The organism is Bradyrhizobium sp., from assembly GCF_049512235.1.
GTDB lineage: Bacteria > Pseudomonadota > Alphaproteobacteria > Rhizobiales > Xanthobacteraceae > Bradyrhizobium.
The window spans coordinates 1-12,645 of record NZ_JBEKXH010000170.1 but is presented as its reverse complement, the minus strand read 5'-3'; the positions used below and the strand labels follow the sequence as shown (position 1 = coordinate 12,645).

Annotated in this window: 12 protein-coding genes; 6 read left to right on the top strand and 6 right to left on the bottom strand. The window is 61.6% G+C overall.

All coding sequences use genetic code 11. The features are described 5' to 3' along the window. The 4 genes from ABSG20_RS17120 to ABSG20_RS17105 form a co-directional block, all read right to left on the bottom strand. The coding region (locus ABSG20_RS17120) for a BMP family ABC transporter substrate-binding protein (protein ID WP_423865697.1) at window positions 1–968 on the bottom strand (968 nt) is incomplete at its 3' end. 75 nt (window positions 969–1,043) lie between these two features. Beyond that, a complete protein-coding gene (locus ABSG20_RS17115; protein ID WP_423865696.1) occupies window positions 1,044–1,961 on the bottom strand; it encodes an ABC transporter permease in 918 nt (305 codons plus the stop codon). Then, window positions 1,948–3,039 carry an ABC transporter permease gene (locus ABSG20_RS17110; protein WP_423865695.1) on the bottom strand — a complete coding sequence of 364 codons (1,092 nt, stop codon included), beginning with the start codon at window positions 3,037–3,039 and terminating at the stop codon, window positions 1,948–1,950. The genes ABSG20_RS17115 and ABSG20_RS17110 overlap by 14 nt, the downstream gene beginning before the upstream one ends. Further along, a complete protein-coding gene (locus tag ABSG20_RS17105) occupies window positions 3,023–4,594 on the bottom strand; it encodes an ABC transporter ATP-binding protein (protein ID WP_423865694.1) in 1,572 nt (523 codons plus the stop codon). The genes ABSG20_RS17110 and ABSG20_RS17105 overlap by 17 nt, the downstream gene beginning before the upstream one ends. A 584-nt stretch (window positions 4,595–5,178) precedes the next feature. Between ABSG20_RS17105 and ABSG20_RS17100 the strand changes: the two genes are divergently transcribed. After that, window positions 5,179–6,237 carry a hypothetical protein gene (locus ABSG20_RS17100; RefSeq protein WP_423865693.1) on the top strand — a complete coding sequence of 353 codons (1,059 nt, stop codon included), beginning with the start codon at window positions 5,179–5,181 and terminating at the stop codon, window positions 6,235–6,237. An 89-nt stretch (window positions 6,238–6,326) separates the two neighbouring features. Here the strand turns inward: ABSG20_RS17100 and ABSG20_RS17095 are convergent, their stop codons facing one another. Together ABSG20_RS17095 and ABSG20_RS17090 are read right to left on the bottom strand one after the other, a co-directional pair. After that, window positions 6,327–6,827 (bottom strand): nucleoside deaminase, encoded by a 501-nt coding sequence (locus ABSG20_RS17095; RefSeq protein ID WP_423865692.1) that lies wholly within the window; start codon window positions 6,825–6,827, stop codon window positions 6,327–6,329. 126 nt (window positions 6,828–6,953) lie between these two features. Continuing rightward, a complete protein-coding gene (locus ABSG20_RS17090; RefSeq protein ID WP_423865691.1) occupies window positions 6,954–7,841 on the bottom strand; it encodes a LysR substrate-binding domain-containing protein in 888 nt (295 codons plus the stop codon). A 108-nt stretch (window positions 7,842–7,949) separates the two neighbouring features. Between ABSG20_RS17090 and ABSG20_RS17085 the strand changes: the two genes are divergently transcribed. The 5 genes from ABSG20_RS17085 to ABSG20_RS17065 all read left to right on the top strand — a co-directional run. Then, window positions 7,950–8,699, top strand: coding sequence for an SDR family NAD(P)-dependent oxidoreductase (locus ABSG20_RS17085; protein WP_423865690.1), 750 nt, complete (start codon window positions 7,950–7,952; stop codon window positions 8,697–8,699). An 81-nt stretch (window positions 8,700–8,780) separates the two neighbouring features. Further along, window positions 8,781–10,223, top strand: coding sequence for an ABC transporter substrate-binding protein (locus ABSG20_RS17080; protein WP_423865689.1), 1,443 nt, complete (start codon window positions 8,781–8,783; stop codon window positions 10,221–10,223). Between the two features lie 56 nt (window positions 10,224–10,279). Continuing rightward, window positions 10,280–11,191, top strand: coding sequence for a carbohydrate ABC transporter permease (locus ABSG20_RS17075; RefSeq protein ID WP_423865688.1), 912 nt, complete (start codon window positions 10,280–10,282; stop codon window positions 11,189–11,191). Then, the gene (locus tag ABSG20_RS17070) at window positions 11,188–12,027 is read left to right on the top strand and encodes a carbohydrate ABC transporter permease (protein WP_423865687.1); all 840 of its coding nucleotides are present in this window, start codon (window positions 11,188–11,190) and stop codon (window positions 12,025–12,027) included. The genes ABSG20_RS17075 and ABSG20_RS17070 overlap by 4 nt, the downstream gene beginning before the upstream one ends. Window positions 12,028–12,039: 12 nt before the next feature. Beyond that, window positions 12,040–12,645, top strand: a 606-nt coding sequence (locus ABSG20_RS17065; RefSeq protein WP_423865686.1) for an ABC transporter ATP-binding protein, incomplete at its 3' end; no start/stop codon positions are given.

The following is a 12,645-nucleotide window of genomic DNA, read 5'->3' as shown; positions in this document are numbered from 1 at the left end:
CCCACGACAGGACATTTGAACGGAGACAGCTTGCCGGCGGCGAGGGCGGCTTCGGTGTCTTCAGCCCTTTTCTTCACGTCGTCAGGCATGTTCGTATACGGCGCCATTGCGAACATCTTGGTTTCGAGCCCGCCCCAGGTGTCCCCGGACTTCCAGGTGCCGTCCAACTCGGCCTTGACGCGTGCGATGTAGTAGGGTGCCCAGGTGTCGAGGATCGAGGTCAGCTGCGCCTTGGGTCCGAACTTGATCATTTCGGAGTCCTGTCCGAAGGCGAACTTGCCGCGCTCGCTTGCGACCTGCATCGCCGCCGGGCTGTCGGTGTGCTGCATGATCACGTCGGCGCCTTGATCAAGCAGCGCCTTGGCGGCGTCGGCTTCCTTGCCGGGATCGAACCACGAGTTTACCCAGATGATCTTGACCTTGATGTTGGGATTGATGGTCTGGGCGCCGAGCACCGTGGAGTTGATGCCCGAGACGACTTCCGGGATCGGGAACGAAACGATATAGCCAAGCACGCCCGCCTTCGACATCTTGGCCGCGATCTGGCCCTGGATGAAGCGACCCTGGTACCAGCGCGCCGAATAGGTCGCCATGTTGGCGTCGCGCTTGTAGCCCGAGCAGTGCTCGAAATGCACCTTCGGGTACTTCTTTGCCACCTTGAGCGTCGGATCCATGTAACCAAACGAGGTGGTGAAGATCAGCTTGTTGCCGGCGCGGACCAGTTGCTCGATAGCGCGCTCGGCGTCCGGTCCCTCCGGGACGTTCTCAAGGAAGGTAGTCTCGATCTTGTCGCCAAGTTCCTTGTCCAACGCCTTGCGGGCAAGGTCATGCTGATAGGTCCAGCCGAGGTCGCCGACCGGACCCAGATAGATGAACCCGACCTTCAACTTGTCGGCGGCGGAGGCACCGCCGCCAATACTGCCGGCAAGCAGCAGTGCGGCGGCGGCCGCAAGAAGTGTTTTCCTCATCATTGATCTCCAAACAGTCGGGGGGAGCGAAGGTCCAGGACGCGGCGCCCCATCGCGCACGCCCGGAAGATGCAATCAGCGATCGGGCACGAACACGGTACCGAGCGCGGCGGGCGCGGTCGAGCCGCCGGTTCGTGCGCGCGAAATCAGGACGAGAACGATGACCGTTGCAAGATAAGGCAGCGCCGACATGAACTGCGACGGAACTCCAATGCCCATGGCTTGCGCGTGCAATTGAAGGATCGTCACGGCGCCGAACAGGTAGGCACCGAGCACCAGGCGGCCCGGGCGCCAGGAAGCGAACACCGTCAGCGCCAGCGCGATCCAGCCGCGGCCTGCCGTCATGCCCGGGATGAAGAACGGCGTGTAGGCCAGCGGCAGATAGGCTCCCGCAAGGCCGGCGCAGGCGCCGCCAAACATCACGGCGAACATTCTGATCCTGAGCACGGGATATCCGAGCGCATGCGCCGAAACATGATTGTCGCCACAGGCCCGCAATACCAACCCCGCCCGGGTCCGGTAGAGAAACAGCCAGACCGCGAACACCAGCGCCAGCGATAGATAAACGAAGGCATCCTCGCCGAACAGGATCCGTCCCGCCAGCGGAATATCGGTGAGGCCGGGGATGTAGAGATGTGGAGCCGGCGTTATTCTCTCGCCGACAAAACCGGCTCCAATCAGGCCGGACAGACCGATGCCAAGGATCGTCAGCGCCAACCCGGTCGCCACCTGATTGACGGCGAGGCCGAGCGTCATCATCGCGAAGATCAGGGAAAGCAAGGTACCCGCGATCATCCCGCAGAGCGCGCCGATGACGGTGGAGCCGGTAAGCCAGGCCGTCGCGAAGCCGCAGGCGGCGCCCACGATCATCATGCCTTCGACGCCGAGGTTGAGCACGCCGGAGCGCTCGGCCACCAGTTCGCCGGTGGCCGCGAGCAATAGCGGCGTCGAAGCCGCGAGCACCGAAAGAATGATGGCTTCAAGCAACCCCACTGGACACCTTTCGCGACGGGAAGATCAGCCGGAAGCGGTAGAGAATGAGGGAATCACAGGCGAGCACGTAGAACAAAAGGATGCCCTGGAACACCTTTGTGACGTCCAACGGGATTTTCATGGCGATCTGGGCCTGCTCCCCGCCAATGAAAGTGAGCGCGAGAAAAAGTCCTGCAATTAATATTCCAATCGGATTCAGGCGTCCGAGAAAGGCGACAATGATCGCGGTGAAGCCGTAACCGGGCGAAATGCCCGGCTGAAGATGACCGACCGGTCCTGCAACCTCGATGATTCCCGCCAGCCCGGCGAGCGCGCCGGAGATGGCGAAGGTCAGCAGGATCAATTGGTCGGAATCGAACCCGCCGAAGCGCGCCGCGCGGGGCGCCGCCCCGACCACGCGGATTTCGAAACCCAAGATCGTGCGCCCCAGAAGCACCGTGGCCGCGGCGACGACAAGGAGCGCGATGATGGCGCCGAGATGCAGCCTGCCGCCTTCGATCAGCACCGGTACGGTGGCGACCGGATCGAAGTCGGCGGTGGTCGGAAAATTGAACCCGGCCGGATCGCGCCATGGACCGCGCACCAGATAATCCAGGAAAAGGTCGGCCACGTAGACCAGCATCAGGCTGGTGAGAATCTCGCTGGCGCCGAACCTGACCTTGCAGATCGCCGGGATCAACGCATAGAGCGCGCCGGCGGCTGCGCCGAGCAGCAGCATCGCAGGCATCACCCAAGGACCTGCGCCGGTGCCTTGTGTTTTCACAGCGAGCCAACTGCCGGCGACGGCGCCGATCAGAAACTGTCCTTCAGCTCCGATATTCCAGGCGTTAGCGAGATAGCAGAGCGACAGGCCAATGGCGATCATCACCAGCGGCGTCGCCTTGACTGCAATTTCCTGCAGGGAATAGCTGTCGGTCAGGGGATCGATGAAGTAGACGCCGAGCGCGGAGATCGGGTTCTTGCCCAGAATGGCAAACAGGATGCTCATGGTCACGATCGTCAAACCGATGGCGATCAGCGGCGAAACCAGCGCGATGGTGTTGGATCGCTCGGCGCGCTTTTCAAGCACCAACTGCATGTGCGGGTTCCTTCTGCTCCAGACTGCTGCCGCCCATCAACAGGCCGAGCTTCTCGCGGTTGGCATCCGCGGTCGAAAGCGGCGCGGAGAGATGGCCGTGGAACATGACGGCGATCCGGTCGGTGATCTCGGTGAGCTCATCCAGATCCTGGCTCGTCACCAGCACGGCGGCGCCCTTGGCGGCGAGATCAATGAGAGCCTGCCGGATCACGGCCGCCGCGCCCGCATCGACACCCCAGGTCGGCTGGCTGACCACCAGAACCGAGGGGTTGCGCAGGATCTCGCGGCCGACGATGAATTTTTGCAGATTGCCGCCGGACAGGCTCGCGGCCTCGGGGTCGCGCTTGGCCTTGCGGACGTCGAACGCCGCGGTGGCGCGGTCGACGGTCGATAACATCACGGCGGTGTTGACGAAACCATGTTTCACCATGCCGCTGGCGGCGTGGCCGGTGAGCAGGGCATTTTCGGAAAGTTTCATGCGCGGCGCGGTGCCGTGACCGAGGCGCTCTTCGGGGACGAAGGCTGCGCCGAGCTGGCGTCGCTCGGTGATGGAAAGATGTCCCGCGGCGATACCGTCGATCACGATCGTGCCGGGATCCCCGGCGAGCCGCTCTCCCGAAAGCGCGGCGAAAAACTCATCCTGGCCGTTGCCGGCGACGCCGGCTATCCCCAAGATTTCGCCACCCTTGAGCTCGAACGAGATGTGCTTGAGCCTGACGCCGTGAGGGTCTTCCGGCTCCAGGCTGAGATCATTGACGACGAGGCGCGGCACCGTGGTTTGCCGGCCCGCGGCCGCCTTGACCTCCTTGATGTCGGCGCCGACCATCATGCGTGCCAGCGAGGCTGCGGTTTCCGCTTTTGGGTTGCAGGTCGCGATCTTCTTGCCGCCGCGCAGAATCGTGGCCGTGTCGCAGAGCCGCTTTACCTCTTCCAGTTTGTGGCTGATGTAGAGGATCGCGCGGCCCTCGGCCTTCAGGCGCTCCAGCACCACGAACAGCTGATCGGCTTCCTGCGGTGTGAGAACGGCGGTCGGCTCGTCGAGGATCAGGAATTTGGGATTTTGCATCAATGCGCGGACGATTTCAATGCGCTGGCGCTCGCCTACCGACAGCTGCCAAACCTCCCGCTTCGGATCGAGCGGAAGCCCATAAATATGGGACACTTGTTCCAGACGCGCGGACATGTCCGTGAAGGATTCCTTGCCGTCAAGGCCCAGCGCCACGTTTTCGGCAACGGTGAGATTGTCGAACAGCGAGAAATGCTGGAACACCATGCCGATGCCGCGGGCGCGGGCTTCCGACGGTCCGGACAGAACCATCTTCTCGCCTTGCCAGCGCATCTCGCCGTCGCTCGGCTGGATCAATCCGTAGATGGCTTTGACGAGCGTTGACTTTCCCGCGCCGTTCTCGCCCAGCAGGGCATGGATTTGCTGCGGCCAGATCTCGATATCGATCTTGTCGTTGGCGAGAAAGTCGCCGTAGCGCTTGGTCAGCCCAATGGTTTGGAGCAACGGTGTTTGGCCGGAATTGAGGCCGATGGACGTCGGATCTAGCATCGTTCGTCACGCATGGCAGGGATGGCTGCCTCAATACTGGGCCAGTTTGGACTTCGACGTAAGTGGGGAAAAAGCGTCAGGGTTTGCCCAACTCTTCGGCAGGCGATTTTGTCGAAATGATTCCGCGATTTCCGGCGATTTAGGCTCCGGTCCCCGCCGTGGAGGGCGGTTTCGGCCCACGCCCTGCTAATATCGGCGAAAATGCTGTTGCAGAATTGTGACAGCCCGTGACAAATCGGAAACGGCCAAATGGGCTTGCCGCGATTATGAGCAGCGTAATTCCGTCGTATACAGGGCGCGTGGACCTCAATTTCCGCCAGCCGCGGGTATGTACGCACCGGAACATATCAGCACAGAAACTCAATAAAAACAGGCTCTGCCCTATCGCAAACGATCCTCCCGGGGCTGGCCATGGTGCATGGCGGCCTCCAGCTTCGCGACCTTAAGCTGCTGATTTGCGTGTCGCTCTTGATGAATATTGTGGCAGGCCGCGGAAATTTTTGAGGCTTTTCAACGTTAGCAAACGGCGCAAGGGTTTCTCCAACGGCCTTGATCATCGATCGTCAACCTTGGGGGTTTTTCTTATGTCCTACCGTCTAAAGACAATCGCAGCTGCGGCTCTTTCGCTTGCCGCGATTGCGCCCATGAGCTTTGCAAGCGCGGCGGACTTGCCAGTCAAGGTCAAGGCAAAACCGGTCGCTGATGTGCCCTTCTTTTTCGTCAATGACAACCTGATCACCTATGCCGTGCAGTTCACGGCGACGTCTCCAGGCGTCACCGACAAGACCGTCAAGCAGGTTTATGCCTATACCCACTTCGACCTCTGGGCCTACGGCACCAACTTCATCACCCTCTCGCTGGCGAAGTCCGATCATGCCGATCCGGCAAACCCCTGCGGCGATCCCTTCACCGCCACGCCCGTGTTTGGTTGCGCTGGCGCCGCCGAGTTTTACGGCTTGATCCGCAGCACCTTGGGTTGGAACCAGCTGTTCAATACCAAGCAGTTCAGCATCGGACCTCTGGCCAACATTTCTTTCGAAGTTGGCGTGGACGGCGAAACCGAAAACCAGTTCCTGGCCCCCAACAAGAAGGACGTTGTCGCGGGTCTGCAGTTTGCCTTTGACCTGCCTTACAAGGGCTTCTTCGACGTCGCTCCGTTGTACTACCAGGAATGGAACCACAACGCGTTCCTGCAGTCGGGCACGTTCTTGCCGGCGCCTTACCCGGGCATTTCCGATGGCAATACGCGCTTCGACGCCACCTGGGCTCTCGAACTCAACTACTACATGGAACTCGGCTTCCTGCCCCAGGCCATTCAGTATTTCGCAATCAGCGGTCGTGCGGGCTTCTACGGACCGAAGGGCTTGGGCGCATCTTCGGGCATCATCTCCCCGGTCAACAATACCAAGATGGAGATCAACTCGGAGCCGATCCGCCTGACCTTCGACGCCAGCAAGGCGTTCTACCCTGGTGGAGCAAAGTATTCCCACTTCCTCGACTTCTGGGTTGCCTATCGCTACTGGGAAAACAAGTTCGGTCTTAACGATCAAGATCCGACGAACGGCGTCTGCTACACCGCTGGTGTGAACAACCGTTCCTGTACGGAAAAGTCTCTCTACGCCGGCGTAACCGCCAAGTTTTGATCTGAGAAAACCTCCAACGGCCTGAAACGGCGGCTCGATTGTAAATCGAGACGCCGTTTTTGTTTTCGGTCAACAGAGACTGCCGAGTGTTATTTGTGCCAGACGCCATCGTGCAGCGCTTCGGCCTCGTCCTCGAGCAGGGGTCCAAGCACCTCGGTCGGCCGTTGACCGCTTTTGAACACCTCGCGGCAGGGTAGATCGAGCGTTGGATTCTCGGGGTGATTGCCGGTGACGCGGCGCAAGCGCTGTTCGCTGAGGCCATAGACCAGCCGGCCGATGCCCGCCCAGTAGATCGCGCCGGCGCACATCGCGCAGGGTTCGGCTGACGAATAGAGCGTGGCCGCTTTCAGGACATCAGGGCTGAGCGTGGTGCAGGCCTGCGTCGCCAGCAGGCGCTCGGCATGGGCGGTGCCGTCATGGGCTGGCATGTAGCCGTTCTCCGCTTCGATCAGCACGTCGCCGCCTTGATCGACGAGAATAGCGCCGAAGGGATGATTGCCATGGGTCATGGCGCGGCGGGCTACGTCGAACGACCGGCGCAGAAAGTGTTCGTCGAGTTCGGTCGCGCTCAAATTCGAGATGGCATGCATTGGAGTATTTTCCGGTCCAGCCGATTATTCCCGGTTTTCCCGCAGCCACGGATCGAAACCCGGCGCGCCTACCCTGCGGGCTACTCACCATCCCGTCAAGTTCATTGGCGTTGCCTTGCAACCGGTTCACAGCGGGCCAACTGCATCTATCTTCAATTCCTTGGTGATCCATTCTGTGAAGACTCGAAGCGTTTGTCTTCTAAGTGCAAGACGGGGAAAAACGAGAAAGTGTCCGACGTAGCGCACGTCCTTGGCCTTGCCAGCCAAGATGGGCACAAGCGAACCGTTCTCGATTTCCTTTTCCGCCAGCCGTGTCGACTCCAGCGCTATGCCGAGGCCGCTGACCGCCGCAGAGATGGCGAGAAAGCTCCGGTCAAACCGCATGCCGTGCGGCGGCGGTGCAATGAGCCCGTTTGCCGCGAACCAATCCGGCCATCGGACCTTCTTGTTGTCGCTGTCGATCAGCGCGTGCCGCAGCAGGTCATCCGGCCTGCGAATGAGCCCCGCCAGCTTCGGCATACAAAGCGGCGTCACCGTCTCTTCGCCAAGTGGAAGAATGATCACGCCTTCCTGGCTCGGCCTGCCGTAGACGATGTCGACATCGAATTCATCATTCGCAAAGCGCGTATAATCTGTCCCCGCCGACAGTCGGATTTCAATGTCGGGGTGGGTTGCGAGAAAGCCGGGGAGACGCGGCGTCAGCCACTGCGCGGCAAAGCTTGGGGCTGAATGAACCCGCAGCAACTTTGGTCCCCGCGTCGAGACAAGGTCCATACCCCGGCGCAGGTCGTCAAAGGCGGGCCCCACATGGCGCATCAGGGCGGCGCCATCCGTGCTCAGCCGCACCCAACGGCCGTCGCGAAGAAACAGGGCAGTGCCCAGGCTCTGCTCGAGCTTGCGAATGGCATGACTGACCGCACTTGGCGAGAGATGCAACTCGGTCGCCGCCTCGAGGAAGGATCCGGTGCGGGCAGCGGCTTCAAAGGCTCGGAGCAGGGACAGCGACGGCGGCATGCCATTGATGAACTGGATTCATGCGTCGTTGTAAAGATCGCGTTTGCCCGAACCGCCCCGGGGGCGGATGATTGCGACAAATAAGATCAAGAAATCCGGGAGGTTGCATTGCTATTGCAGGGCAAAACAGCTGTCATTTCCGGCGCGGCCAGCCGCAGGGGAATTGGCCTGGCAACGGCAAAACTGTTCGCCGCCCATGGTGCGAGAGTGGCTATTCTTGATTTGGACCTGAGCGCAGCACATGGCGCCGCGGCGTCGCTCGGCGAGGGGCATTTGGGGCTGCGCTGCGATGTGACCGATGCCGAAGCCTGCAACAGCTCGGCCGCCAAGGTGGTCGAGAGCTTCGGCGGCATCGACATCCTGATCAACAATGCCGGCATTACCGAACCGGTGAAAACCTTAGGGATTGATGCCAAGAGCTGGCAGCGCATCATCGACGTCAACCTGAAGGGCGTGCTGTTGCTCAGCCAGGCGGTGATCCCGACCATGCAGAGACGCGGCGGCGGCTCGATCGCCTGCATGTCGTCGGTCTCGGCCCAGCGCGGCGGCGGCATTTTCGGCGGCCCGCATTATTCGGCCGCCAAGGCCGGCGTGCTCGGCCTCGCCAAGGCGATGGCGCGCGAATTCGGACCCGACGGCATCCGCGTCAACTGCGTCACCCCCGGCCTGGTCGAGACCGACATCACCGGCGACAAGCTGACGCCGGCCATGAAGGCCGACATCATCAAGGGCATTCCGCTCGGCCGGCTCGGCGCGGCGACGGATGTGGCCAACATCTACCTGTTTCTCGCATCGGATCTCTCCGCCTATGTCACCGGCGCCGTGATCGATGTGAACGGCGGAATGCTGATCCATTGAGATCAGGAAAATGGCGTCAAGTGCGGCGGCCCGTGCGGATTTCGGGCGGCCTTCGCGCGATGCAGACAAACGGAGGAAGACATGTTGAACAGAAGAGAGTTGATGGGCGCGGTGTCGGTTTTTGCACTGTCGCCCAGCGTCGCCTGGGCGCAGGCCAAGAACGCGGCCGAAACCGCGGTCGCGGCGGCCAAGCAATATGCCGGCACTGAAATCAGCATTGTGTGGGAGGCCGGGCTGCAGTCGCTCGACCCGCTGAATTATTCCGGCCCGAAGTGGGAAAAGCTCACCGGCATCAAGGTCAAGGTGGTCGAGGTACCGACCGACCAGATGTTCACCAAGATCATGCAGGACTTCCGCTCGGGTGCTGGCGCCTATGACGCGCTGAACGTCATTCCCTCCTGGATGCCGGATCTGGTGCGGGCCGGCGCGCTAGAAGACCTCGATCCGTTTGTCGACAAGTTCGGCTACCGCGAGGAATTGCAGGATATCGCGCCCGCCTATCGCGACAATCAGATGACCGTCGGCGGCAAAATCTATGGCTTCCCCGATGATGGCGACGTGATGCTGCTCTATTACCGCAAGGACATTTTCGAAGATCCGAAGATGAAAGAGGGCTTCAAGGCGAAATACGGCTATGACCTCGCCCCGCCAAAGGACTGGAAGCAGTTCGCCGAGATCGGCCAGTTCATCACCGACAAGATGGCGCCGAAGACCTATGGGGCGGGCTTCTTCAGGGCGGCGCCCTATCCGCAATACATGTTCCAGGAAAGGTTCCGCATGGAAGGCGGCAAGTTCTTCGATGCCGCGACCATGAAGTCCACCGTCAACAGCGACATCGGCCTCAAGGTGTTCAACGGCATGCTTGCGGAAAACAAGTTCATGCCGCCGGGCGTGGAACAGTGGAATTTCGTCGACAACCTCGCCAACTTCCTGCAGGGCACCACCGCCATGACGATCTCCTGGCCGCCCTATGGCCGCTGGGCCGCCGGTTATGGCTCGGGCGAGGAAGCGCTGAACTGGGTGCCGAAGTCCCAGGTCGCAGGCAAGGTAGGATATGCCCTCAATCCGCTCGGCCGCGACGAACTGGGTGTGGGCTTTGCGCTCGCGGTCTCAGCCACCAGCAAGAAGAAGCAAGCGGCCTATCTGTTCATTCAGTGGCTGAACAGCAAGCAGACCAGCCTTGAACGCGTGCAACTGCCCTATACGCTGCGCGATCCGTTCCGCACCTCGCATTACGAAAGCCCGGAATATCGCAAGCTGTGGCCGGACGCCCCCGCCTATCTCGACACCATCAAGAAAGCGGGCGAGACCGGCCTGCTCGACCTCTCGCTGCTGCAGCAGGACAAGTATGACGAAGCCATGACCAAGGCGATCAGCAGCCTGTGGACCGGCGAGGATCCCAAGGCGATCCTGGCCCGCATGGCCTCGCAATTCGACGCCATCACCGAGAAAGTCGGCGTCGACAAGCAGAGGGAAGTCTACAAGGCCTGGGCTGCCAAGCCAGGCGCCTATCCGGCGGCCTGAAGGAATCGAGGTGGAGGACGGCCACGCGCCGTCCTCCACTTCCTGATCCCATGCACATGAGTCCAAAAAGTTCAAACCCCACGCTGTCGCACCGCCTCTCGGCGTTCTCCGACAGGAACTTCAAGTACCTGATGATTGCGCCCGCAATCCTCGTCCTGCTGCTCGTGGGGCTGTTCCCGCTGATCTACTCGCTGGTCGTGAGCTTCCAGAACATCACCATGACGGAAGTGGATACGTCCTTCGCGGGGCTGTTGAACTACAGGCAGCTGTTCGGGGATCTGCGGCTGTGGCAGGCGCTCGGCCACACCGTCCTGATCACCGCCGTTGCGCTGCCGCTCGAGCTGATCCTCGGATTTTTGCTCGCAGAGCTGTTTCTCGAAAAAATTCCCGGCCGCCAGGCTTTCGTGGCGCTGCTGGTATTGCCGACCGTGCTGTCGCCGATTGTCGCCGGTGCGACCTGGCGGCTGATGTTTGACGTCCGCTTTGGCCCGATCGGCCAGATCCTCAGCTTCCTCGCCGGCACGCCGGTCAACATCCTGTGGACGGTCAATCCAGCCTATGTCTACCCCGCCATCATCATTTGCGAAGTATGGCAATGGACCCCGTTCATGTTCCTGCTGCTGCTGGCCGCGCTTTCAAATGTCGACCCGTCACAACTCGAAGCCGCCGAGCTTGATGGCGCGTCCTACTGGCGGGTGCTGCGGCAGATCGTGCTGCCCGCCATCGCCCCGGTAGTGGCCATCGCCGTGCTGATCCGCGGCCTCGACCTGTTCCGGGTGTTCGACATCATCTGGGCGCTCACCGAAGGCGGCCCGGGATCGATGACCGAGACGATTTCGCTCTACACCTATGTCAGCGGCTTTGTTCAATTCGACACCAGCTATACCGCCGCCGTGGCCTTCCTGGTGGTGGCCGTGCTCACCATCATCGTCACCTACGCGCTGCGGCGCACCGAGCTGGTGCGATGAGCGGCGGCGCCCGCCACCGGCGCAAGCGCGCCAGGCTGGTGCTGCGCCTGGCGGTTGCCACCCTGGTTACGCTGATGTTCCTGTTCCCGGTCTACTGGCTGTTCATGATCTCGTTCAAGACGCCCGACGAGATCTTCCACGTCCCGCCGCTCTGGCTGCCGGGCAAGATCCAGTTCAGCAATTACTGGGTGCTGTTCCGGGACGGCGATGTGGTCGCGATCTGGAACAGCCTGGTGGTGGCGGGCGTCAGTTCCGCCATCGCCATGCTGCTCGGCACCTTCTGCGCCTACAGCCTGGCGCGCTTCCGGACCGGCGGCGAGAACCTGTCGATGTGGATCATCTCGCAGCGGATGATCCCGCCGATCGCCGTGGTGTTTCCGATCTTCCTGATCTATGTCTATTTCGGCATGGTGGATACCTATGCCGGGCTGATCCTGCTCTACACTGCCTTCAACCTGCCTTACGTCATCTGGATGATGCGCGGCTATATCGGCGACATTCCGCTGGAATTGGAAGAGAGCGCGCTGGTCGACGGCTGCACGCGCTGGCAGACGCTGTGGCGGGTGGTGTTCCCGATGGCCCGCGCCGGCCTGATGGCGACTGCGGTGTTCACCTTCGTGTTCGCCTGGAATGATTTCCTGTTCGCGCTGATCCTGACCCGCACCGAGGTGATCACCTTCCCGGTCATGCTCACCCACTACTTTGGCGGACAATCGAATTTCTGGTCGAAGATCGCGGCGATGTCGGTGCTGGGCACGCTGCCGATCTTCATCGCCGTCACCCTGATGCAGCGCTATCTGGTGCGCGGCATTTCGCTTGGCGCTGTCAAAGGGTAGGGGAGCGGACAGGTGGCGGAAGTGAGGATCACCGGGCTGCAGAAATATTACGGTCCGGTGCACGCGCTGAAGGGGATCGACCTCACGGTGGCGGATGGCGAGTTCGCGGTCTTTGTCGGGCCGTCGGGCTGCGGCAAGAGCACGCTGTTGCGCACCATCGCCGGGCTCGAGGAGGAAAACGGCGGCGAGATCGCCATCGGCGGCCAAGTCGTCAATGACATGCGTCCGCGCGACCGCAATATCGCGATGGTGTTCCAGAACTACGCGCTCTACCCCTATCTGACGGTCTATGACAACATCGCCTTCGGTCTGCGGGCGCGGAAGGTCGGCGAAGCGGAAATCAAGAAGCGCGTCGATGAGGCGACCGCCATGCTCGGCATCACCGCGCTGCTGCAACGTTTCCCGCGCCAGCTGTCCGGCGGCCAGCGCCAGCGGGTGGCGATCGGCCGGGCCATCGTCAGGCAGGCGCAGCTGTTCCTGTTCGACGAGCCGCTGTCCAACCTCGACGCCAAGCTCAGGGTGCAGATGCGGATCGAGATCAAGAAAGTGCACCAGAAGGTGCGCACCACGACGGTCTACGTCACCCACGATCAGGTCGAGGCGATGACGCTGGCCGAC